Raw genomic sequence first — 22,325 nt, 5'->3', positions numbered from 1 at the left:
ACTCCCCTCTCGTGGACAGAACGACTGCCGACCCGCTCATCGGTGCGACGCTCGACCGTCGCTACGTCGTCGAGTCGCGCGTCGCGGGCGGCGGTATGGCCACCGTCTACCTCGCCCACGACCTGCGACTCGACCGGCGCCTGGCGCTCAAGGTCATGCACCCCTCGCTGGCTCAGGACCCCGACTTCGTGCGGCGCTTCATCAACGAGGCGCACTCGGTGGCCAAGCTCTCCCACCCCGGGGTGGTGCAGGTCTTCGACCAGGGCGAGGACCAGGGCACGGTCTTCCTGGCGATGGAGTACGTGCCGGGGCGGACGCTGCGCGACATGCTGACCGCGATGGGCCGGTTCGGCCCGGCCGAGGCGGCCCGGGTGATGGCCCCGGTGCTCTCGGCGCTGGGCGCCGCCCACCAGGCGGGCATGGTGCACCGGGACGTGAAGCCGGAGAACGTGCTGCTCACCGAGGACGGCCGGGTCAAGGTCGCCGACTTCGGGCTGGCCCGGGCCGTGGAGTCGGCCGGGCAGGGCATGACCAAGACCGGCACGCTCATGGGCACCGCGGCCTACCTGGCGCCCGAGCAGATCGAGCGCGGCGCCTCCGACGCGCGCACCGACGTCTACGCGGCCGGCGTCCTGTTCTACGAGCTGCTCACCGGAGAGCAGCCGCACACCGGGGACACCCCCATCGCGGTCGCCTACAAGCACGTCAACGAGGACGTGCCCCGGCCCTCCCGCGTGGTGGCCGGGGTGCCCGCGCCCATCGACGACCTGGTGGCGCGCGCCACCGAGCGCGACCCGCGCTACCGCCCCGTGGACGCCGCGCAGTTCCACGCGATGCTGGTGCAGGCCACCGGCGGCACCGAGAGCGGTCCGCACGCCTCGTTCGCGCCCGGCGCGGCAGGAGCCGCCGGGGCCGGAGCCGCTGCCGCCGCGGGCGCCGCCGCCCACCCGGGCGCCCCGGTTCCGCCCGCCGATCCGGTCGGACCCCCGGCCGGGACCACCGCGCCGCAGGGGCCGCCCCCCGAGGCCGCGGTGGGGCCCCCGCCGGCGGGGGCCGCCCCGGGCGGCGGCAACGACACGCTCATCGTGGAGTCCGGCGGCGGCTACGGCGGGTTCGACGGGCCCGGCGACTACGACGACGATGACGGCCCCGGCCGCGAGCCGCTCTGGCGCCGCAAGGGCGTGCTGGCCGCGGTGGCCGGCGTGCTCGCGGTGGTGCTGCTGGGCTCGGGCTGGTGGTACTTCGCCGGGCGGTACGAGCAGGTCCCCGGGCTGGTCGGCCAGGACCAGGAGGCGGCCCAGGCGATGCTGGCCGACGCCGGGCTGAAGATGTCGATCGCCGACGGCGAGGTCTACAGCGACGACGCCGACCCCGGCCAGATCGGCGAGGCCTCCCCGGCCGTGGGCGAGCAGGTCCTGCCGGGCGAGACGGTGACGGTGCGGCTGTCCAAGGGGCCGCGCACCGTGGAGCTCCCCGACGTGGTCGGCGAGCCGGTGGAGAACGCCCGCAAGACCCTGGAGGACGCGGGCTTCACCAAGGTGGAGGAGGAAGAGGCCGAGTCGCGCGACGCCGACCCCGGCACGGTCCTGTCCTCCGACCCCGAGCCCGAGGCCATGGCCGACCGGGAGGGCGCGGTGCGGCTGACGGTCAGCGCGGGGTTCGACGTCCCCGATGTGACCGGCAAGAAGGAGGACGCGGCCCGCTCCCAGCTGGAGGGCGCGGGGCTCACGGTGAAGGTCGAGTCCAAGCCCAGCGACGACGTGCCCGAGGGCGAGGTCATGTCCCAGAACCCGGGCGGCGGGACGACCGCGGGCTCGGGGGACGAGGTCACCATCACCGTCTCCAGCGGCCCCAAGGAGATCGAGGTCCCCGACGTGCGCGGCAAGAAGGTCGGCAAGGCCCGCAAGCAGCTGGAGGACCTGGGCTTCAAGGTGAAGGTCACCAAGGTCATCGGCGGCGACCGGGTGACCGACTACAACCCCAAGGGCAAGGCGAAGAAGGGCACCGAGATCGAGCTGATCGTCACCCCGTTCGGCTGACCGGCTGACCGGGCGCTCCGAGGGCCCCTGCCGCGGCCCGCCGCTACCCCGGCGTGGCGGTGCCCCGCTAGGGTGCCCGGCATGGACGGCAGTGTGCGGGCAGAGGCGGCCGAGGACTCCGGGACCGCAGAGGACCGGCAGGTCAGGGTAATGGTGGTCGACGACCACCCGATGTGGCGGGACGCGGTCGCCCGCGACCTGGCCGAGGCCGGGTTCGAGGTGGTGGCCACCGCCGGGGACGGCGCCAAGGCGCTGCGGGTGGCCCCGGCCGCCCGGCCCACCGTCGTGCTGCTGGACCTCCAGCTGCCGGACCTGAGCGGGGTCGAGGTGACCGCCCGGCTGCTGGCGGGTTCGGACGGCCCCGCGCCCCGGGTACTGATCCTGTCGGCCAGCGGGGAGCACCGCGACGTGCTGGACGCGGTCAAGGCCGGGGCCACCGGCTACCTGGTCAAGTCCGCCGGCCGCGAGGAGCTGCTGGAGGCGGTGCGCGGGGTGCACCGGGGCGAGGCCGTGTTCACGCCGGGCCTGGCCGGGCTGGTGCTGGGCGAGTACCGCCGCCTGGCCTCCGAGCCCGCGCCGTCCCAGGAGGAGGACCCGGCACCGGAGCTGACCCGCCGGGAGACCGAGGTGCTGCGGCTGGTCGCCAAGGGACTGGAGTACAAGGCGATCGCGTCCCGGCTGGGCATCGCCCACCGGACGGTGCAGAACCACGTGCAGAACACGCTCACCAAGCTCCAGCTCCACAACCGCGCCCAGCTGGTGCGCTACGCGATCGAGAGGAACCTCGACGAGTAGTCTGAAAACCACGCGGGACCCGTGGCCGGTGCACGACGATCCTGGGGACGGTACTCATGACACGGAGGCCGGAAGTGACAGTCACGACACCCGACGGCGCGGTCGACCTTTTCACGACGCTGGACGAACTCGACGTCCCCAGGGGCTATCGCGCGGAGATCTTGAGGGAAGCGGAGATCACCGTGTCGCCACCCCCCATCGGCAAGCACCAGCGCACGGTCATGGAACTGCTGTGGCAGTTCAAACCCCACCTTCCAGCGGGGTACGACACCGAGGTGCACCTGGAGGTCAGGATGCACCACATCGCTCGGAGCACCATCCCCGACCTCTTCGTCGCACCTGAGGCGGCCCTCGACACCAAGGAGTACTTCGTCTCCCCGGACGAGGTGATCCTGGCGGCGGAGGTCGTCTCACGGTCCAATGCCGACAACGACCGTGTGGCGAAGCTGGGCATCTACGCGGCCGCCGCCATCCCGGTCTACCTGCTGGTCGATCCTCTCGCGCGCTCTTCGACCCTCTACTCCTCGCCGGAGAACGGCCACTACACGGAGCAGACCACACTCCCTTTCGGCAAACCGGTCCCGGTCCCCGAGCCCTTCGGGTTCGAGCTGGACACCTCGCGCTTCCGTACGTACTGACGCGGCCGCGCACGCCCGCCTGAGGCACGGACAGGGGCGGGCGGGACGCCCACCGGCGTCCCGCCCGCCCCTGTCGTCGCCCTGTCTGTCGCCCTTCGCTCCCTCAGGCCAGTTCCGCCCAGCCCTTGGAGCGCTCCACCGCCGTCCTCCAGCGGCGGTACTGGGCGTCGTCCCGCTCCCCCGGCTCGAACCTGCGGTCGAGCTTCCAGGTGCGCTCCAGCTCGTCCGTGGACGACCACACGCCGGTGCCCAGGCCCGCCAGGAAAGCCGCGCCCAGGGCGGTCGTCTCCTGCACCTGAGGCCGGGCCACGGACACGCCCAGCTGGTCGGCCTGGATCTGGCAGAGCAGGTCGTTGGCCGAGGCGCCACCGTCCACCCGCAGCTCCGGCACCTGGGTGCCCGAGGCGCGGGCCATGGCCTCGGCGACGTCGCGCACCTCGAACGCGATCGCGTCCAGGGTGGCCCGCGCCAGGTGCGCGCGGCCGGTGCCGCGGGTGATGCCGAAGACCGCCCCGCGGGCGTGCGGGTCCCAGTCGGGCGCGCCCAGGCCGGTCAGTGCCGGCACGAAGACCACCCCGCCCGAGTCGGGCACGCTCGCCGCCAGCCCCTCCGACTGCGCCGCGGTGTCGATCAGCCCGAGGCCGTCGCGCAGCCACTGCACCGCCGCGCCGGTGACGAAGATCGAACCCTCCAGGGCGTACTCCAGCCGCCCGTCGGGGTGCTGCCACAGCACCGTGCTCAGCAGCCCGTGATCCGGGGCCACCGTCTCCTCCCCGGTGTTGACCAGGATGAACGACCCGGTGCCGTAGGTGCACTTGGAGGTGCCGGGGCGGTAGCAGTTCTGGCCGAACATGGCGGCCTGCTGGTCGCCGGCGATGCCGGAGACCGGAAGGCGCAGCCCCAGGAACTCCTCGGGGTCGGTCTCGCCGACGCTCCCGTAGGAGGGCACCACCTCCGGCAGCGCCGAGACCGGCACCCCGAACAGCTCGCACATCTCCTCCGACCACGCGCCCCTGCGGATGTCGTAGAGCAGGGTCCGGGAGGCGTTGCTGGCGTCGGTGACGTGCCGGGCGCCGCCGGTCAGCCGGGCGATGATGTAGGAGTCGACGGTGCCCACCGCCGTCTCGCCGGACTCCACCCCGCTCCAGGCCCGCTGGTCGTTGCGCTTGATCCAGGTGAGCTTGGTGCCGGTGAAGTAGGGGTCCAGCCGCAGGCCGGTGACCTCGGTGACCCGGTCCTCGTGCCCGGCCTCGCGCAGCTCGGTGCAGATGCCGGCGGTGCGCCGGTCCTGCCAGACGACGGCGCGGCGGGGCGAGGAGCCGCGCTTGCGGTTCCACAGCACAGCGGTCTCGCGCTGGTTGGTGATGCCCACACAGGTGGGCGGGGTGCCGGCCGCGTCCAGGGCGCTCTGGCACGCGGCCAGCGCGGCCTGCCAGATCTCCTCGGGGACGTGCTCCACCCAACCGGCCTCCGGGTAGTGCTGTGCGAACTCCTGGTATCCGCGGGAAAGGACGCGGCCGTCCTCCCCGACCATGAGGGCGGTGACGCCGGTCGTCCCGGCGTCGATGGTGAGCACGGTCATCTGCTGGCCTCCAGTGCGTTGGGCGACTATGGTCTAGACCATGTGGGCGGTGGAAGGCGGCTGCCCCCCGAATGCCGCCGAGGCCGGGGCGCAGGGCTTTCCGTGATGCCGGTCACATCGCTGTCGTTAGGCTGACGTCAGCGGACCGAGAGGTCAAGGGTCGAAACACACAGTTCGCACGGCATCACATGACGAGGAGCAGGCGTATGCGAGTGGGGGTTCTGACCGGCGGTGGAGACTGCCCGGGCCTGAACGCCGTCATCCGCGCCGTCGTCCGCAAGGGCATCAAGGACTACGGCTACGAATTCGTGGGATTCCGGGACGGATGGCGCGGCCCCCTGGAGGGCGACACCATGGTGCTCGACCGCGCCGCCGTGCGCGGGATCCTCCCCCGGGGCGGCACCATCCTGGGCTCCTCCCGCACCAACCTGATGAAGATCGAGGGGGGTGTCGAGCGCGTCAAGGACAACATGGCGGGGCTGGGCATCGACGCCCTGGTCGCCATCGGGGGCGAGGACACCCTCGGCGTGGCGACCCGCCTGACCGAGCAGGGGGTCAACGTCGTCGGGGTCCCCAAGACCATCGACAACGACCTCAACGCCACCGACTACACCTTCGGCTTCGACACCGCCGTCAACATCGCCACCGAGGCCATCGACCGGCTGCACACCACCGCAGAGTCGCACCACCGCGCGCTGGTGGTGGAGGTCATGGGCCGGCACGCCGGGTGGATCGCGCTGCACTCGGGCATGGCCGCGGGCGCCAACGCGATCCTGATCCCCGAGCGGCCCTTCGACATCGACGACGTGGTCGGCTGGGTGGAGAGCCGGTTCCAGACCGAGTACGCCCCCATCATCGTGGTGGCCGAGGGGGCCCACCCCAAGGACGGGCAGATGGAGCTGGCCACCGGCGAGAAGGACAGCTTCGGCCACGTGCGCCTGGGCGGCATCGGGCAGCGGCTGGCCGAGGAGATCGAGAGGCGCACCGGCAAGGAGTCGCGGTCGGTCGTGCTCGGGCACGTGCAGCGCGGCGGGACGCCCTCGGCGTTCGACCGGGTGCTGGCCACGCGCCTGGGCGTGAACGCCATCGACGCGGTCCGGGACGGCTCCTGGGGCAAGATGGTGGCCCTGCAGGGCACCGACATCGTCCGGGTGGACCTGTCGGCCGCCACCGACAAGCTCAAGACCGTTCCGGAGGAGCGCTACGCCGAGGCCGAGGTCTTCTTCGGCTGAGGGCCTCCTCCCCCACACGGGCACGCCCCTCGAGACAAGGCGTCCTCCCCTTGGGCCCCGCGCTGCGGCGCGGGGCCCTCGCGCGTGCCGTACGGGGAAGGCGGGGACGGGACCGGGTCCGATGGAAGACAATCGGGTCCGGAGGGGTTTCCTCCCCCGGGAAGGCCCCGCGCACCGCCCCCGCCCTCTCCCGCCCTGTTCGTCCCGACCGGTCGTCCGCGTGGCGGATACTGGAGGGATCGGAGGTTCCGCCCCCGCGTGAGGGCCCTCCGTCCGACCACACCCGACCCTGACCTGGAGATGCCGCCATGGCCGTCACGTCCGACCCCGCCCCCGACACCGCGCCCGAGGGCACCGCCGCCTCCGGCTCGGAGGGCGCCGGGTCCGGTCTGGGCGAACTGTGCGTGCTGATGAAGCTCGGCGAGATCGTGCTCAAGGGCAGCAACCGCAACCTCTTCGAGCGCCGCCTGCACAACAACATCCGCTCGGCCGCGCGCGGCCTGGGCGAGATCAAGCTCACCCGGCGCGGTGCGGGCGTCATCATCCTGCGCATGCCCGGGGCCTCGGACCTGGAGGTGGCCGAGCTCGCCGAGCGCATGCGCAGCGTCATGGGCGTGGTCTGGGTGCACCAGGCGCGCCGGGTCGCCAAGGACATCGGCGCCGTCACCGACATCGCCGTGCGTTCCATGGCCGATCGCACCGGCAGCTTCGCCGTGCGCGCCCGGCGGCGCGACAAGCGGTTCCCGCTGACCTCCTCCCAGATCGCCAAGGAGGTCGGCGCGCGCGTGCAGGAGGCCACCGGCCTCGCGGTGAAGCTCAAGCACCCGGAGAACACGGTCTTCATCGAGGTCGACAAGGACGAGGTGTTCGTCTTCACCGACGGCGTGCCCGGGCAGGGCGGCCTGCCTGCGGGGATGAGCGGGCGCGGCCTGGTGCTGATGTCGGGAGGCATCGACTCGCCCGTGGCCGCCCACCGGATGATGCGCCGCGGCCTCAAGGTCGACTTCCTGCACTTCTCGGGCATGCCGTTCACCGGCCCCGAGTCCATCTACAAGGCCTACAGCCTGGTGCGCCAGCTCGACCGGTTCCAGGTGGGCTCGCGGCTGTTCGTGGTGCCCTTCGGCAAGGCCCAGCAGCAGCTGAAGAGCTCGGGCGCCGAGCGGCTGCAGATCGTGGCCCAGCGGCGGCTGATGCTCAAGACCGCCGAGGCCCTCGCCGACGACCTGGGTGCCGAGGCGCTGATCACCGGCGATGCGCTGGGGCAGGTGTCCAGCCAGACGATGACCAACCTGACCGCGCTCGACGACGCGGTGGACGTGCCGATCCTGCGGCCGCTCATCGGCATGGACAAGACCGAGATCATGGACCAGGCGCGCGCGATCGGCACGCTGTCCATCTCCGAGCTGCCCGACGAGGACTGCTGCACGCTGCTCACGCCGCGCCAGGTGGAGACGGCCGCCAAGATCGCCGACCTGCGCCAGATCGAGAAGCGGCTGGACGTGGAGGAGCTGGCCGAGTACCTGGCGGCCAACACCCAGCTGCACCGGCCCAGCTTCCTCGGCGACGCCGCGCCGGCCTCGGTCTGATCCGGCCCGGGGGCGCAATCGCGCCCCCGCAGGACGCCCGTCCCCGCCCCAAAGGCCTCCGGAGCGCCCCGCCTCGCGCGGGGCGCCGGAGGCGGCACACGGGCCATGCCACGACGGCCACGGCCGAGCCGGCCCCGGGGCCCCTGCGCCCCACCGGACACGCGTACCCGCCCTGTGACTCCCGGAGCCCCGCTCACTCACCGTGCGCTCGGGCCGCACATGGGATGCACACCGTCCGACCCGGGCGCCGACGGGCCGTCTGAAGGCCGCCGGGGCCGTCCAAAGGGCGGCCCGACGCGGGGCCGCCCCGAACGGCGCCTCCCGTCAGACCGCGGCCGGAGCCGGGGCCTCGACCAGGGTGCGGCCCAGCAGCGCCGCGTGGGTCTGGGCGACGTCGCGCAGCTCGGCCAGGTCGGTGTCGACCAGCGCCTGCGGGCCGTCGCACAGCGCCGTCTCCGGCCGGGGGTGCACGTCGACGATGACGCCGTCGGCGCCCACCGCCAGGGCGGCGCGCGACAGCGGCAGCACCAGGGAGCGCTTGCCGCCCGAGTGCGAGGGGTCGACGATCACCGGCAGGTGGGACAGCTCCTGGGCGACCGGGACCGCGCTGATGTCCAGGGTGTTGCGGGTGGCCTTCTCGAAGGTGCGGATGCCGCGCTCGCACAGGACGATGTCGAGGTTGCCGCGCTGGGCGATGTACTCGGCGGCCATCAGCCACTCCTCGATGGTGGCGTTCATGCCGCGCTTGAGCAGCACCGGCTTGCCCGCCTCGCCCGCGGCCTGCAGCAGCGCGAAGTTCTGCATGTTGCGGGTGCCGATCTGCAGCATGTCGGCGTAGGAGGCGACCAGCTCCACGTCGGAGGCGTCGACCACCTCGGTGACGATGGGGAGGCCGGTCTCGTCGCGCACGTCGGAGAGGATCTTCAGGCCGGTCTCGCCCAGGCCCTGGAAGGCGTAGGGGGAGGTGCGGGGCTTGTAGGCGCCCCCGCGCAGCAGCGAGGCGCCGGCGTCGGCGGCCATCCGCGCGGCCTGCAGGGTCTGCTCGGGGGTCTCCACCGCGCACGGCCCGGCGATGACGGTGGTATGCGCGGGGCCGATCGGCACCCCGCGCACGGTCACCACGGAGCGCTCGGCGTTGTTCTCGCGACTGACCAGCTTGTAGGGGGCCGAGATGCGCAGCACGTCGCTCACGCCGGGCATCGCGCGCAGGTCCAGCGTCTCGAAGTGCCGGACGTCCCCCACCAGCCCGATGATGGTGCGGCTGACACCGCGCGTCACGTAGGCCTCGCCGCCGGCGGTGGCGATGAGGTCGACGATGGAGTCGATGTCGGTGGAGGAGGCGTCGGGCGCCATGACGATGACCATGTCCTGTTTCCTTCGGCGTCGGGGTCGAAAGGCGGGCCCGGGCGGCGGAGAGGCCCTGAGACGCGAAGAAGCCCCGGGCCTTTTTCGGCCCGGGGCTTCTTCGTAACGTCCGTCTCAGCGCAGCGCTAGGCGGGCGACCGTCCAAGCCAGGGGCCGGTAGCCATAAAAGCGCCAAAAGCTGTGCTGCATGTGAGCGACTATAGCGCACGGAGGGGGCGCGGTCGCACACGCGGGGCGCCGCCCGGCACGGCGCGCGGGGCTGGCAGGATGGCGGGAAGGCCGCAGCGGCACCGCATGAGGGGGTTCGATTGGCCCAGGATCGACTGCCGCCGGGGCAGTACATACCGCGCGACCACTCCGCGGTCCACTACGGTCCGGTGCCCCGCTTCCGCCCGCACCGCTGGGACTTCCGCGTCTACGGCGCCACCGAGGATCCCGCCGGGCACCGGTGGACCTGGGAGGAGTTCTCCGGGCTGCCGCACACCGAGTGGACGGCCGACTTCCACTGTGTGACCAGGTTCACCCTGCCGGAGGTGCGCTGGAGCGGCGTCTCCTCGGCGGCGCTGGTCGAGCTCGCCCCGCCGGCCCCGGAGGCCACGCACGTGATGCTGTGGGCCGAGTACGGCTACAGCGCGAACGTGCGCATGGACGACTTCCTGCGGGACGGGGTGCTGCTGGCCACCCACCGCGAGGGCGAGGAGCTCTCCCCGGAGCACGGGTTCCCGCTGCGGATGGTGGTGCCGCACCTGTACGGGTGGAAGAGCGTGAAATGGCTGCGGGCGGTCGAGTACCTGACCACCGACCGCCGCGGCTTCTGGGAGGAGCGGGGGTACCACAACCTCGCCGACCCATGGTCGGAACAGCGCTACTCCTACCAGGAGGACCCGGGCGACGGTCCCCCGCTGATCTGAGGCCCCGTCCCCGGCTCCCGGACACCCGGATTCCCTCTGCTCCCCTGAGTCCGGCCTACTGGGGTAGCGCCCCGGCACCCGTTCCCGCCCCAGGGCCTCTTGCACACCGACGACATCGCCACGCCCCCGGTCGCTCGGCGGCGATCCGGCGCCGGGTAAGGGAGAACTCCTCCCGCCGTCAGCGCAGGTGCGGCGGTTCCGGGTAGACCACGATCGTGGAAGCGACTCCGGCCGGAACCCGGTTCCGGCTGCTCAGCTACAACATCCGCGCCATGCGGGACTCGCGGCCGGCCCTGTACCGGGTGATCGGCGACTGCCGCCCCGACGTGGTCTGCCTCCAGGAGGCCCCGCGGCTGCTCTTCTGGTGCCTGCGCCGACGGGCGCTGCGGCGCGCGACCGGCCTGGTGTCCGCCGTGGACCGGCGCTCCTGCGGACTCGCCGTGCTCGTGCGGCCCGGCATCACCGTCCTGGACACCCGGCACACGCTTCTGACCCCGCGCCGCGGTCTGCACCGCCGCGCCGTCTCCGCCGCCCTGCTGGAGATCGGCGGCCGCCGGGTCGCCGTCGCCTCCACCCACCTGGACCTGGAGGAGAGCGCACGCGCCGCCCACGCCCGGGAGGCCCTGGAGCACCTGCGCCGGTTCGCCGGGGACGCGCCGCGCGTCCTGGCCGGGGACGTCAACGGGACACCGGGCGGCAGGACCTGGCGGATCCTCACGGCCGACCTGTGCGACGCCGGCGCAGCGGCCCCGGCCGGCGAGGGCGCCACCTTCACCTCGCGCCGCCCCCGGCGCCGCATCGACGCCGTCTTCACCGGCCCGGGGCTCGCCGTCCTCGGCTCGGGGGTGCCCGTGGAGGACCTCGCCCGGGCCGACGTCCACGCCGCCAGCGACCACCGCCCGGTCATCGCCGACCTCACCCTGGAGCCCCGCCGGGCCCCCTGACCCCGCACGCCGCGTCCCGCCGGACCCCGCCGTGGTGGTCGGCCTGGGCAAGGCCAGGGCCCCGGAGCCCCGTGTGCGCCGAGTGGGAGCGGCTCCACGGGCCAGGCCGGGCGGAAGACCGAGCGCCTGAGAGGCCTGGGGCGGCCCACTGTGCGCGTCGGCACGTCGAAGAAGGCGGTCGGCCGAAGCACTGCGCGCGGGTCGCCGCGGAGACCGGAGGCCGGTCCCCGGACCCGGGGCGGGTCAGCCCGTTTCCGCGGCCTCTTCGGGCTGGTCGGCCTTCTCCGCCTGGCGGGCGACCTTCTTCTCCTCCTTGCGGGCCTTCTTCTCCGCCTTGCGCTTGGCGCGCTCGGAGCGCTTGCGCTCCTTGGCGTCGGCGTGCTGCTCCTTCTTCTCCTCCTTGGCCGCCTGCTCCAGCTCGCGCTTGACCGACTGGGCGTAGCGGTCCACGTACTCCTGGCCGGAGAGCGCCAGGAGGGCGTACATGATCTCGTCGGTCACCGCGCGGAGCACGCGGGGATCCTTCTCCATGCCGTAGTAGCGGGAGAAGTCCAGCGGCTTACCGAAGACCACCTTGGGGCGGATGCCCAGCTTGGGGACGGTGCGCCCGGGCGGCATGATCTTGTCGACGTTGATCATCGCCATCGGCACCACCGGGGCGCGCGACTCCAGGGCCAGGCGCGCCACACCGGTGCGCCCGCGGTACAGGCGCCCGTCGGGCGAGCGCGTGCCCTCGGGGTAGATGCCCAGCAGCTTGCCCTGCTTGAGCACCCTCAGCCCGGTGCGCAGCGCGCCCTCGCTCGCCTTGCCGCCGGAGCGGTCGATGGGGATCTGCCCCACACCGGTGAAGAACAGGCGGCTGATCAGCCCCTTGGGGCCGGTGCCGGTGAAGTACTCGGCCTTCGCGAGGAAGGTGATCTTGCGCGGCAGCGGCAGCGGACCGAAGAAGTGGTCCGAGAACGACAGGTGGTTGCTCACCATGATCGCCGGACCGGTGCGCGGAACGTTCTCGACGCCCTCGGCGCGCGGTTGCCACAGCACCGCCAGCACCGGGCCCAGAAACGCCTTCACAACCCAGTAGAACACCGAGATTCACCCCCGCACCGGCGGGTGGGGTCCGGACACGCGTGCCACGATCGCCTTCCCGCTTCCACGAACAATCGTGGCCATCTTCGCATTGGTCGGGACCGACTACCAATGCAGGCTCCGGCGGCGCCCGGGGGCCGGGGTACCGGACGGCCCCGCGCGCGGGTTAACTTCGTAATCCCGCGCCCGTCGTGCCGACCGCCCTCGCGAGGAGCGTCCCATGCCGCTGCTGCCCGGCGCCGAACCCTTCAGCGCCCCCGGAGGCCCCGTCGGGGCGGTCCTGTGCCACGGGTTCACCGGATCCCCCCAGTCGATGCGCCCCTGGGCCGACCACTTGGCCGGGGCCGGGCTCGCGGTGGAGCTGCCGCTGCTGCCCGGCCACGGGACGACCTGGCAGGAGATGAACCTCACCACCTCGGACGAATGGTTCGCCGAGGTCGAGCGCGCGCTGCTGGAGCTGAACCGGCGCTGCGACGAGGTGTTCGTCATGGGCATGTCGATGGGCGGCTGCCTCGCCCTGCGGTTGGCCCAGGAGCACCCGGACAAGGTCGCCGGTGCGGTGGTGGTGAACCCGTCCTTGGCGTTGGAGAACCCGCTGCTGCTCGCCGCCCCGCTGCTCAAGCGCCTGCTGCCGTCCACGGCCGGCCTGGCCGACGACATCAAGCGGCCCGGCGCGCACGAGGTGGGGTACGACCGGGTGCCCACCGCTGCGGCCGCGACACTCCCGAAACTGTGGCGCGCGGTCCGCAAGGGCATGCCCGCGCTGCGGGCGCCGGTTCTGGCCTACCGAAGTCCGGAAGATCATGTCATCGGGCCGCAGAGTCTGCGTATCCTCACGAGTAAGGCGGTCAACACCACGGTGGCCGTCCGCTCGCTGGGCGACAGCTACCATGTCGCCACCCTGGACAACGATGCCGCCGCGATCTTCGAGGGCAGCCTCGGCTTCGTGCGCGAGCACAGCAGAAGCGGGGAAGGACGACAGCGATGACGCATCGCCGCGGCAACGGTCTGCTCGCGGACGCCTATGTGCCGCTCATCCTCCTTCCCCCGGCCTCTGCCGACCGGATGCTGGAGGCCCTGGGGCGGGAGGGGATCGCCGCCTATGCGATCCGCCTGGACGCCGACGCGGCCGACCCCGCCCCCGGGTCCGCCCCCGGCGCGGCCGCCACCGACCACCTCTACGTCGACGAGCGCGAGCGCGACTCCGCCGAGCGCGTGCTCCGCACCGAGCTTCCCGACCTGGGCCGCGATGAGACCGCCGAAGAGCCCGGCGGCGTCGCGGCCCCTCTGCGTCCCATGGACGCCGCGGACGGTGTCGACGGCGCAGACGTCGTCGACGGTGCCGCCGGGCCGGACGGCGCCGCGCCGCCCCGGGACGACGACGAGGTGTGGGCCGACCTGGTGGCGCGCTTCTACGAGCCCGGGACGGGCGAGGGCGACGAGCCCCCGTCCTGGCCGGACGCCGAGAACGTCTCCCCCTCCTCCGGGCGGACGCGCTCCGCGGACACCGAGGACGACGAGGGCGGGGACCACAGGGGCCGGACCGCCCCCGGCGACGGCGCCGACGAGGACGACGAGGACACCGCCCAGGGGCGCGGCGACCGGGACGCCGTCGACGCGGAGGACCACTTCGTGCCCCCGCCCCCGCCGCCGCTGCCCAGTGGCGACCTGGTGGGGCGGCTGGCCTGGGGCGGGCTGTTCGGCGGCCCGGCGGTGCTGCTGGTGTCGATGCTGATGGGCGTGCGGCCGGGGTGGCTGGCGTTCTGCGCGGTGGCCGCTTTCATCGCCGGGTTCGTGGTGCTGGTGGTCCGCATGGGCGACCGCGCCTCCGGCGACAACGGCCCCGACGACGGCGCCATCGTCTGACGCCGCCCGACACCGTTCCCCCGTGAGGTCTCCGGCGGTGCCGCCCCCGGCCTCCTTCGGTCAGGGACGTACACCCGTTCCCCATCGGCCTTGCACGTGTGCCTCCGCTGTGTGTCCGCCGGCCTGCCGCCCTGGTGCGGGGATCGAGGGGAAAGCGCCGAGACACGTGTGGTGTTCACGATGCGTGCGGTGTGCGCGAACCGGGGCCGGCGCCTCTGCCCGGGGCGTGCACCGGTCGACGTCGCCACCGGACGCAAGGCTCCCGGTTCGCCCCTCGGGGAAGGACGCCGACCGGCACGGTGCGCGTCGTCCACTCCCCCGGTCGGCCGTCCTGCGGGGTGATGCGGCCGCGCAGGGCTGGTAAGACCGTCTCCGGAGTCTTCCCGAAAGGCGTGGCCCGATGAACCAGGAATCCCGTACCCGCGTGGGGGGCGCCCCGCCGCCCCCGGAGCGGCGGTCGGACCGCGACGGGGCCACGGGGTTCGAGGTCCCCCTGTGGCGGGCGATCGCGGTGTTCCGCGCGGCCTCCCTCGTCTACGCCGCCTACATGGTCGCCGACACCTTCCGGCTGCTGGCGCACCCGGTGGGGGCGGTCGCCGTGCTGGTGGTGATGGCGGCCTGGACGCTGTTCACCGTGTGGGCCTACGGTCCCGGCCGCGGCACCGTGGACGAGCGGCTGCTGGCGGCCGCGGACGTCGCGGTGGCCTTCGCCTGCCTGGCCGCGACCGCGCTGGTGGTCGAGCCCGTCTACCTGCGCCACGCCCCGCCGCTGACCTCGACGTGGTTCGCCGGTGCGGCCCTGGCCGCGGCGGTGGTGGGCGGCCGCCGGTGGGCGCTGTGCGTGGCGCTGGGGCACGGGGTGGTGGACATCGCGGTCCGGGTGTGGCTGGGCCTGGAGATCAGCGCGGCGGTGCCGCGGGGCGTGGTGCTGCTCCTGCTGGCCGGGTATTCGATGGGCTACCTGGCGCACTATGCGCTGCGGGCGGAGCGGCGCCTGGCCGAGGCGGTGGAGATCGAGGCGCGCACCGCCGAGCGGGAGCGCCTGGCGCGGTCGATCCACGACTCGGTGCTGCAGGTGCTGGCGATGGTGCGGCGCCGCGGCGAGGAGCTGGGGGGCGAGGCGGGCGAGCTGGGGCGCCTGGCCGGGGAGCAGGAGGTGCGCCTGCGCACCCTGGTCGGCGGCGGCCCGGCCGTCGAGCGGCCCGAGAACGGTACAGACAGTGCCGACAGTGCGGACAGTGCGGACAGTGCGGAGGCCGCGGGAGCCACAGCCGGTGCGGGCGGCCCGGGGGCTGCCGGGAGCAGGGGTTCCGCGGGCGTCCGGACGTCGCTCCGCGGCCTGGTGCCCTCACTCCGCGGCCTCGTGTCCTCCTGGGGCCGCTCCTCTCCCGGCCCGGCCCCGACCGACGCCGTCGTTCCCTCGGCCGACCTGCACGCGGCGCTGGCCGAGCTGGCGTCGTCCCGCGTGACGTTCGCGGGCCCGGCCGACCCGGTGCGCATGCCCGCGCCGGCGGTGGCCGAGATCCGTGCCGCGGTGGAGGCGGCACTGGCCAACGTCGACCGCCACTGCCCGGACGGCACCCGGGTGTGGCTGCTGCTGGAGGACGAGGGCGGGCAGGTCACGGTGACCGTCCGCGACGACGGGCCGGGGATGCCTCCCGAACGCCCGGAGGAGGCCCGGGCCGAGGGCAGGCTCGGGATGTCCCAGTCCATCCGCGGCCGCATCCGCGACCTGGCGGGCACGACGGAGGTCATCACCGCCCCGGGCGAAGGCACCGAGATCGAGATGCACATCCCGGTCCCGGAGGAGACGGCCCGGTAGGCGGACCGGTCAGGCTTCTGCCGGGAGGCGCCGACCCGACACGAGATCCGCCCGGCCCCGAGGGCCGCCAGAGCCCCACGCCGCCCGCCCCACCGCGGCACCGAGACCCAGGAGCACCGGTGGGGCCGCTCCCGATCCAGGGGGCGTGGCCGCGAGGCGGAGCCGGTCCGCCGGGTGCGCCTAGCGCAGGGCCAGGTCCGCCGCGCCGATGATGCCGGCCTCGCCTCCGAGTTCGGCCGGGCGGACGTCGGCGAGCCTGCGGGTGGCCTTTCCGGTGACCGCGCGGGCGTAGGCCTCCCTCGCGGGCTTCAGCAGGATCTCGCCCGCCGCGGACACTCCCCCGCCGACCACGAAGCACTCCGGGTCCAGGATCGCCGCCAGGTCCGCCAGCCCCTGGCCGACCCACTCGCCCACGGCGGCGAAGCACCGCAGCGCCGCCGGGTCCCCCTCGCGGGCCGCGCGGGTGACCTCCGGGCCCTCGATCCCCTCGGGGTCGCCCCCGGCCGCCTCCAGCAGGCGGGCCGCGCTCACCGGTTCCGCCGCGGCGAGGGCACGCGCCTCGGCGACCAGCGCGCTGCCGCTGGCGTACTGTTCCCAGCACCCCTGGTTGCCGCACGCGCACCTGCGGCCGAAGGGCACCATCCGGTAGTGGCCGATCTCCCCGGCCGCCCCGAAGCGCCCGCGGCGCAGCTCGCCGTCGACGATCAGCGCACCGCCGACCCCGGTGCCCAGCGTGACGACCACGGCGTCGCGGCAGCCCCGGCCCGCGCCGAAGCGGACCTCGGCCCACGCGGCGGCGTTGGCGTCGTTCTCCACCACCACGGGCAGGTCGATGCGTCGGGCGATGCGCTCGCGGACCGGGTCGTCGGACAGCCCCAGGTTGCCCGCCAGAACGATCCGCGACCGCGCCTCGTCGACGAACCCCGCCGTGCCGATGCCGACCGCCGTCGGCGGCTCCCGGTCGCTCTCGCGCAGCTCCCGCACCAGCCCGGCGACGGCCTCGGCCAGCAGCTCCCCGTCCCCGCGGGGCGTGGGGGCCTTCGCATGGCGCAGGATGCGCCCCTCGGGGTCGACGACGCCTGCGGCGATCTTCGTTCCGCCGATGTCGACGCCGATGGTCAACGCCATTGGGGGTGCTCCTCACGTGTGCCGGGACGGACGGACCGAATGGAGTAAACCAAAGGTTTGGACCACTCGCCGCCTCCGCCCCCTGGATTGCCACCGGGGGCGGTCGCGAACCCGGATCGGGGGCGCACATGCCGAGGAAGGCCGAAGGCCGATCCGCGGGCACGGACCCGGCTCCCCCGCCCCGCACCCCTCGGAGCCGGCCGGGAGCGGTCCGCCCTATGCGGCGCCGGGCGCGCCCCCGGCGGCCGCCCGGATTCCGGGGGCTCTCAGCCCCGGCCCTCGGTGATCTCCGGAGGCGCCTCGGGGGCGCGGTCGTCGCGGGCGCGGCGCTCGGCAGCCTCGCGCCCTTCCCGCTCCTCGCGCTCGCGGCGCTGGCGCGCGAACTCCTCGCCGGCGATCCGCCAGCTCTCCTGCAGCGCGCCGAACAGGGTCACCCCGGCCCGCCCGAGGTGGCCCGCGACCTCGGGGGCCGCCGTGCGCACGACGCCCGCCAGCCGGTCCAGCGGCGCCTCCTGCGGGGCCTGCTCCTCGCGGATCGCCTGCTCCCACACGTCACCGGTGCGCGGCGGCGGGGAGGCCACCGTGGACACGCCCTTGCGCACCCCGGCGATGATGAGCTTGCGCTGGAGCGTGTCGACCAGCCGGATCGCGTCGTCGATCAGCTCGGCAGAGGCGCCGCCCTCGCGGCCGGCCTCGCCGCCGGCGTCCTGCCGCTCCGCCCGGTCCTCCTGCCGGCCGTTCGCCCCGGCGTTCCCGCGGCCGTTCCCGCCGCCGTTCGCGCCCGCTGTGCCGTCGGACCCTGCCATGCTCGCCCACCCCTGCTCGTGATAGCCGGACTCGACGACCACGGTAGCCGCACGCGCCCCGGGGCGGGTCCCCGGCGGCCCCGAACCCGGGGAAACCCCGAGCGGATTCAGGGACGCCCGCCCCCTGCCGGGGCATAATGCGGCCGAGGGATCGGAGAACGGCCCTGTTCGGTCACCATCCGATACCGAACCTGGAACAGGTTCTACCGACGAGTAGCCGAACTTGTTACCGTCGTCACGTCCCCTCGTCGACCCCATCTGTCCAGGAGCCGAACGTGCGCGAATTCAGCCGACCCGTCAAGGCAGAGATCTCCTCTGATGCGCGCCTGCCCGACACCGTCTTCGCGCGCGCCGAGCAGGAGCCCACCGCCGTCGCGCTCCGGCGCCAGGAGTCGGGCCAGTGGCGCGACGTCACCTGCAAGGCCTTCCGCGACGACGTCGTGGCCATCGCCAAGGCGCTGGTCGCCGCCGGGATCGAGCACGGCGACCGGGTCGGCCTGATGGCCCGGACCCGCTACGAGTGGACCGCCATCGACTACGCCGTGTGGTCCGTGGGCGCGGTCAGCGTGCCCATCTACGAGTCCTCCTCCGAGGAGCAGGTCCAGTGGATCCTCGGCGACTCGGGCAGCAGGGCCGTCTTCGTGGAGACCGCCGAGCACGCCGCCCGCGTCGAGGCCGTGCGCGCCGAGCTGCCCGAGCTGTCCCACGTGTGGGAGATCGAGGACGGCGGCATGGAGCGGTTCACCGCCACCGGCTCCGAGATCGAGGACGCGGTGATCGAGGAGCGCCGCACCGCCGGCGGCGTGGACGAGCTCGCCACGCTCATCTACACCTCGGGCACCACCGGCCGCCCCAAGGGCTGCGAGCTGACCCACCGCAACCTGCTCTTCACCATCCTCAACGTCATCCAGGGCCCGCTGGAGGAGGTCTTCACGCTGGAGGGCCGCTCGACGCTGCTCTTCCTGCCGCTGGCGCACTCCTTCGCCCGCATCATCCAGATCGGCTGCATCGAGTCCAAGACGGCCCTGGGCCACTTCCCCTCCACCGGGCCCGAGCTGATCGACGCGCTCGGGGTGTACAAGCCCACGTTCCTGCTGGCCGTGCCCCGGGTGTTCGAGAAGGTCTTCAACAAGGCCGAGCAGAAGGCCACCGCCGAGGGGCGGGGCAAGATCTTCCACGCCGCCGCCGAGACCGCCATCGCCTACAGCCGCGCGCTGAGCACCGGGCACGTGCCGATGGGGCTGCGCCTGAAGCACGCGCTGTTCTCCAAGCTGGTCTACGGCAAGATCCTGGCGGCGGTCGGCGGGCAGGCCCGCTACGCCGTGTCCGGAGGGTCCGCGCTGGGCGAGCGGCTGGGCCACTTCTTCCGCGGCGTGGGCCTGACCATCATCGAGGGGTACGGCCTGACCGAGACCTCGGCCCCGACCGCGGTCAACACCCCGCAGCTGAACAAGATCGGCACCGTCGGCGCGCCCTTCCCCGGGGTGTCCATCCGCATCGGCGAGGACGGCGAGGTGCTCTGCAAGGGCGACCACGTCATGCGCGGCTACTGGAACAACGACGCCGCCACCAAGGACGCCTTCGACGAGGACGGCTGGTACCGCACCGGTGACCTGGGCACCCTCGACGACGACGGCTACGTGAGCATCACCGGCCGCAAGAAGGAGATCATCGTCACCGCCGGCGGCAAGAACGTCGCCCCGGCGGTGATCGAGGACCGCATCCGCGGCCACGCCATCATCAGCCAGTGCATGGTGGTCGGCGACAACCGCAAGTTCGTCTCGGCGCTGATCACCATCGATCCGGACGCTTTTGCTTTCTGGAAGGAGCAGAACGGCAAGAGCGGCGACATCCCGGACCTGGTCGACGACCCGGACCTGGTCGCCGAGGTGCAGAACGCGGTGGACGACGCCAACAAGGCCGTCTCGCGGGCCGAGTCGGTCCGCAAGTTCACGATCCTGCCGCTGGACTTCTCCGAGGAGGGCGGACAGATGACGGCCTCGCTGAAGATCAAGCGCCACGTGATCAACCAGCAGTTCTCCGAGGAGATCGAGGCGCTCTACTCCGACAGCTGAGCTCCCCTCCGGCCGCACCGCCGGAAGACCGCCGACAGGGCCGGGCGCCACGCGCCCGGCCCTGCGCATACCTGTACCGGGCTACACGACGGAGGGGAGGCGCCGCTGACGCGGTAGGTCCGTCCGCGGCTGCGATCGCCTCTCGCCGAGCGGCCCTCGCCCGCTGTGCGGACCACCGATCGGGACTGATGGGAGCACTCCCTGCACGACGTTCGCCGCCCATCATGAGGGGCGGCGCAGAAGAGGCCGATGCGGGTGGCCCCGGCAGGACTGCCTCCTCCGGAATCCTCCGCTTCCCGGCATCGCTCAGGCAGCCCTGACGCGCCGACCGAAGCCGCACAGGGCCCGGACCTCCCGATCGCCCTCTGGCGACTCCAGCGCCCATCTCAACGCGCTCTAGGACGAACCGGTCAGCCCGGTTGCCCTGACCTACACGTTCGCCCAGTCCCGGACACCGTTCGGACCGTCGGAGGCTCTCTTAGGCTGAAGTGATCTCGCCTCGGGGCACAGCGCTCTGTCAATGCCCCGGACCCAATGGTCCCGGTAGTGCGCCGCAGATCCTTCGTACGGTGCTCACCCGGCCGCCCGTGGCACCGCCCAGCACGACGGTGCCCCGCACCACTGATATTGCAACGACAGTTCGGTCGAGGAGTCGGCGGACGTCCAGGTCCCATCAGGGCACCCGCCGAAGCCGGAAATGGACGCGGACAGAGGCCGTCCGACGGAACAGCAGGTGCCCCGCTCACGGGCCCCGGCCGGGCGGTAGGGGGTCTGGGGTCGGGGTGGTCGGCGGCAACGAGGAGAGCCCGGCGCTTCCCCGGGCCTGCTTGCCGGGCGGCGGGCCCCGCGGGCAGGCCCGTTGTTGATCTCGGGGAAGTCGGGGTTATACCGGCCGGTATAACCCCGACTTCCCCGAGATCAACAAGGGAGGGGGAGAGCGGCCCTGCGGGCGCGGCTTCAAGGGCCGTTTTTCCCGGGATCGGCGCGGGAGCGGGCGGAAGCGGCACCAGGGTGCCGGACACGGTCACGCCCCGCCGCCCCTGCGCCCCAGACGGCCCGCTGCCCGGCAGGCGGGCCTGGGGAAGCGCCCGCCACTGTCGTGTGGTCAGCGTCCGCCGGGTCCTCGACCGACCTGTCGTTGCAGTACTAACGCACCAGCGTTCCACCGCGTGGGAGCCGCCCCCGCGAATGCCGTGTCCGGCCCCGCGGCTCGCCCGTACACAGGCGGACGAAGGGGCCGCGGCTCCCTTTCGGGTGCCGCGGCCCCTTCGTCCGCGCTGCGCGTCCGGTGCGCGTCCGGTCGCGGGGCGCTAGCCGACCCGCACGGCCGAGTGGAACTTGCTCTGGTAGTAGCTGTTCAGCTGCACCTCGAGCACCGGCTTCGACGAGGTGGAGGCGTGCACCATCTTGTTCCCGCCCACGTACATGCCGACGTGGCTGGGCCCTTCGTAGAAGAAGATGAGGTCGCCGGGCTGCAACTGGTCCCACGAGACCTTCGTGCCGACGTTGACCTGGTCATAGGTGACCCGGGGGATGCTCACCCCCGCCTCACGCCATGCGGCCTGCACCAGGCTGGAGCAGTCCCACACGTCCGGGCCGTTGGCGCCCATCCTGTAGGAGTCGCCGATCTGGGCGTAGATGAAGTTGACCGCCGCCTGGGCGTTGCCGTTGACCTGCGGCGGCGTCGCCCCTCCGCCGGACCCGCCCGAGGAGGAGGACTCCTGGGCCCCGCCGTCCACACCCTCGGTGGCCTCGGCGCGCTCCTCGGCGGTCAGGTCGTCCAGCAGCGACTGCTGCTCGTCGAGCTTCTCCTCGGCCTTCTCCTTGGCCTTCTCGGCGTCGTCGAGACGCTCCTCGGCCTCCTTCTCGGTCTCCTCCGCCGAGGCCTCCAGCTCGTCCAGCTTGCGCTTCTCCTGGACGTAGTTGTCCAGGCGGTCCTGCTGGCTCTGCGAGAGGTAGCCCAGGTCGGAAGCCTGCCGGAGCGCATCCTCCGGTCCGCTGGACGTCGTCAGGTAGGGCACCGAGGTGTAGTCGTCGCCGCTGTAGGCCGCCGTGGCGAGCTCCCGGACACCGGACTGCATCCCATCGAGCTCGTCCGCCGCGTCCTTCCGGTCGGCCTCGATGTCGTCCAGCTTCTCCTGGGCGGCGTCGTGGTCCTGCTTGGCCTCGTTGTAGGCGGCGGCCTGCTCGGCGTGCTCCTCCTCCAGCTTCTCGATCCGCTCGCGCACCTCGTCGGGGGTGGGATCGGCCGACGCGATCCCGGGCAGGACGGTCGAGGCGAAAAGGGCGCCCGCGGCGACGAAGCCCGCGGCCGCCATGCGGCGGCGGTAGGGACCGCGCTCGCGTGGATCGTGCACGGTGGTGGCCCACCTTTCTCCCGTGGTCCGCCTACCGGAGGGGCACGCACGGCTCATGCGACGCTGCGCGGCCCGGTTCGGGGGCAGGTGTCC

17 protein-coding genes are annotated in these 22,325 nt (G+C 73.2%); 11 read left to right on the top strand and 6 right to left on the bottom strand.

Annotated elements, in window-relative coordinates; translation table 11 throughout:
* The first annotated feature begins 11 nt into the window (after positions 1-11).
* The 3 genes from pknB (at position 12) to C892_RS0114340 (ending at position 3,472) form a co-directional block, all read left to right on the top strand.
* Complete coding sequence (gene pknB / locus C892_RS0114350; protein WP_026124360.1) at positions 12-2,039, top strand: Stk1 family PASTA domain-containing Ser/Thr kinase; 2,028 nt, start codon at positions 12-14, stop codon at positions 2,037-2,039.
* Positions 2,040-2,189: 150 nt separating this feature from the next.
* Positions 2,190-2,834, top strand: a complete 645-nt coding sequence (locus tag C892_RS0114345; RefSeq protein ID WP_017557779.1) for a response regulator — start codon at positions 2,190-2,192, stop codon at positions 2,832-2,834.
* A gap of 74 nt (positions 2,835-2,908) precedes the next feature.
* A complete protein-coding gene (locus C892_RS0114340) occupies positions 2,909-3,472 on the top strand; it encodes a Uma2 family endonuclease (RefSeq protein ID WP_017557778.1) in 564 nt (187 codons plus the stop codon).
* Between the two features lie 103 nt (positions 3,473-3,575).
* Here C892_RS0114340 and glpK read toward each other — a convergent pair whose 3' ends face one another.
* Positions 3,576-5,054: a glycerol kinase GlpK gene (glpK, locus tag C892_RS0114335; protein ID WP_017557777.1), complete on the bottom strand. Its 1,479-nt coding sequence runs from the start codon at positions 5,052-5,054 to the stop codon at positions 3,576-3,578.
* Between the two features lie 206 nt (positions 5,055-5,260).
* On the opposite strand from glpK, the gene C892_RS0114330 reads away from it, so the two are divergent.
* Positions 5,261-6,286, top strand: coding sequence for a 6-phosphofructokinase (locus tag C892_RS0114330; RefSeq protein WP_026124359.1), 1,026 nt, complete (start codon positions 5,261-5,263; stop codon positions 6,284-6,286).
* 308 nt (positions 6,287-6,594) lie between these two features.
* Positions 6,595-7,872, top strand: coding sequence for a tRNA uracil 4-sulfurtransferase ThiI (gene thiI / locus C892_RS0114325; RefSeq protein ID WP_017557776.1), 1,278 nt, complete (start codon positions 6,595-6,597; stop codon positions 7,870-7,872).
* A 324-nt stretch (positions 7,873-8,196) separates the two neighbouring features.
* Here thiI and aroF read toward each other — a convergent pair whose 3' ends face one another.
* A complete protein-coding gene (aroF, locus tag C892_RS0114320; RefSeq protein WP_017541369.1) occupies positions 8,197-9,237 on the bottom strand; it encodes a 3-deoxy-7-phosphoheptulonate synthase in 1,041 nt (346 codons plus the stop codon).
* Between the two features lie 308 nt (positions 9,238-9,545).
* On the opposite strand from aroF, the gene C892_RS0114315 reads away from it, so the two are divergent.
* Both C892_RS0114315 and C892_RS0114310 read left to right on the top strand, forming a co-directional pair.
* Positions 9,546-10,148: a molybdopterin-dependent oxidoreductase gene (locus C892_RS0114315; protein WP_017541370.1), complete on the top strand. Its 603-nt coding sequence runs from the start codon at positions 9,546-9,548 to the stop codon at positions 10,146-10,148.
* Between the two features lie 215 nt (positions 10,149-10,363).
* Complete coding sequence (locus C892_RS0114310; protein ID WP_017557775.1) at positions 10,364-11,092, top strand: endonuclease/exonuclease/phosphatase family protein; 729 nt, start codon at positions 10,364-10,366, stop codon at positions 11,090-11,092.
* Between the two features lie 243 nt (positions 11,093-11,335).
* On the opposite strand, the gene C892_RS0114305 is transcribed toward C892_RS0114310, so the two are convergent.
* Positions 11,336-12,178, bottom strand: coding sequence for a lysophospholipid acyltransferase family protein (locus tag C892_RS0114305; protein ID WP_017557774.1), 843 nt, complete (start codon positions 12,176-12,178; stop codon positions 11,336-11,338).
* Between the two features lie 220 nt (positions 12,179-12,398).
* On the opposite strand from C892_RS0114305, the gene C892_RS0114300 reads away from it, so the two are divergent.
* The 3 genes from C892_RS0114300 to macS all read left to right on the top strand — a co-directional run bounded on the left by C892_RS0114300 (position 12,399) and on the right by macS (position 15,866).
* Positions 12,399-13,166: an alpha/beta hydrolase gene (locus tag C892_RS0114300; RefSeq protein WP_017557773.1), complete on the top strand. Its 768-nt coding sequence runs from the start codon at positions 12,399-12,401 to the stop codon at positions 13,164-13,166.
* Complete coding sequence (locus C892_RS0114295; RefSeq protein ID WP_017557772.1) at positions 13,163-14,044, top strand: hypothetical protein; 882 nt, start codon at positions 13,163-13,165, stop codon at positions 14,042-14,044. The genes C892_RS0114300 and C892_RS0114295 overlap by 4 nt, the downstream gene beginning before the upstream one ends.
* Before the next feature lie 400 nt (positions 14,045-14,444).
* Positions 14,445-15,866: a MacS family sensor histidine kinase gene (gene macS, locus C892_RS0114290; protein WP_026124358.1), complete on the top strand. Its 1,422-nt coding sequence runs from the start codon at positions 14,445-14,447 to the stop codon at positions 15,864-15,866.
* A 180-nt stretch (positions 15,867-16,046) separates the two neighbouring features.
* Here macS and C892_RS0114285 read toward each other — a convergent pair whose 3' ends face one another.
* Both C892_RS0114285 and C892_RS0114280 read right to left on the bottom strand, forming a co-directional pair.
* Complete coding sequence (locus C892_RS0114285) at positions 16,047-16,994, bottom strand: ROK family glucokinase (protein ID WP_017557770.1); 948 nt, start codon at positions 16,992-16,994, stop codon at positions 16,047-16,049.
* Between the two features lie 266 nt (positions 16,995-17,260).
* The gene (locus C892_RS0114280; protein ID WP_040685434.1) at positions 17,261-17,800 is read right to left on the bottom strand and encodes a hypothetical protein; all 540 of its coding nucleotides are present in this window, start codon (positions 17,798-17,800) and stop codon (positions 17,261-17,263) included.
* A gap of 275 nt (positions 17,801-18,075) precedes the next feature.
* Here C892_RS0114280 and C892_RS0114275 point away from each other — a divergent pair, with 275 nt between their 5' ends.
* Entirely contained in the window at positions 18,076-19,875 is a 1,800-nt protein-coding gene (locus tag C892_RS0114275; protein WP_017541380.1) for an AMP-dependent synthetase/ligase, read from the top strand.
* A 1,310-nt stretch (positions 19,876-21,185) separates the two neighbouring features.
* Here C892_RS0114275 and C892_RS0114270 read toward each other — a convergent pair.
* Positions 21,186-22,193: a C40 family peptidase gene (locus C892_RS0114270; RefSeq protein ID WP_017557768.1), complete on the bottom strand. Its 1,008-nt coding sequence runs from the start codon at positions 22,191-22,193 to the stop codon at positions 21,186-21,188.
* Positions 22,194-22,325 lie beyond the last annotated feature (132 nt).

The organism is Nocardiopsis baichengensis YIM 90130, from assembly GCF_000341205.1.
Lineage (GTDB): Bacteria > Actinomycetota > Actinomycetes > Streptosporangiales > Streptosporangiaceae > Nocardiopsis_A > Nocardiopsis_A halophila.
The sequence above is the reverse complement of the archived record's forward strand: the minus strand, read 5'-3'. Positions and strand labels throughout refer to the sequence as shown.

What these genes read in the sequence shown, in the direction of transcription:
- C892_RS0114345 (WP_017557779.1), top strand. Translation starts at nt 2,190, where the DNA reads ATGGTGGTCGACGACCACCCGATGTGGCGGGACGCGGTCGCCCGCGAC.
- glpK (WP_017557777.1), bottom strand. Translation starts at nt 5,054, where the DNA reads ATGACCGTGCTCACCATCGACGCCGGGACGACCGGCGTCACCGCCCTC.
- C892_RS0114330 (WP_026124359.1), top strand. Translation starts at nt 5,261, where the DNA reads ATGCGAGTGGGGGTTCTGACCGGCGGTGGAGACTGCCCGGGCCTGAAC.
- thiI (WP_017557776.1), top strand. Translation starts at nt 6,595, where the DNA reads ATGGCCGTCACGTCCGACCCCGCCCCCGACACCGCGCCCGAGGGCACC.
- aroF (WP_017541369.1), bottom strand. Translation starts at nt 9,237, where the DNA reads ATGGTCATCGTCATGGCGCCCGACGCCTCCTCCACCGACATCGACTCC.
- C892_RS0114300 (WP_017557773.1), top strand. Translation starts at nt 12,399, where the DNA reads ATGCCGCTGCTGCCCGGCGCCGAACCCTTCAGCGCCCCCGGAGGCCCC.
- C892_RS0114295 (WP_017557772.1), top strand. Translation starts at nt 13,163, where the DNA reads ATGACGCATCGCCGCGGCAACGGTCTGCTCGCGGACGCCTATGTGCCG.
- macS (WP_026124358.1), top strand. Translation starts at nt 14,445, where the DNA reads ATGAACCAGGAATCCCGTACCCGCGTGGGGGGCGCCCCGCCGCCCCCG.
- C892_RS0114285 (WP_017557770.1), bottom strand. Translation starts at nt 16,994, where the DNA reads ATGGCGTTGACCATCGGCGTCGACATCGGCGGAACGAAGATCGCCGCA.
- C892_RS0114280 (WP_040685434.1), bottom strand. Translation starts at nt 17,800, where the DNA reads ATGGCAGGGTCCGACGGCACAGCGGGCGCGAACGGCGGCGGGAACGGC.
- C892_RS0114270 (WP_017557768.1), bottom strand. Translation starts at nt 22,193, where the DNA reads ATGGCGGCCGCGGGCTTCGTCGCCGCGGGCGCCCTTTTCGCCTCGACC.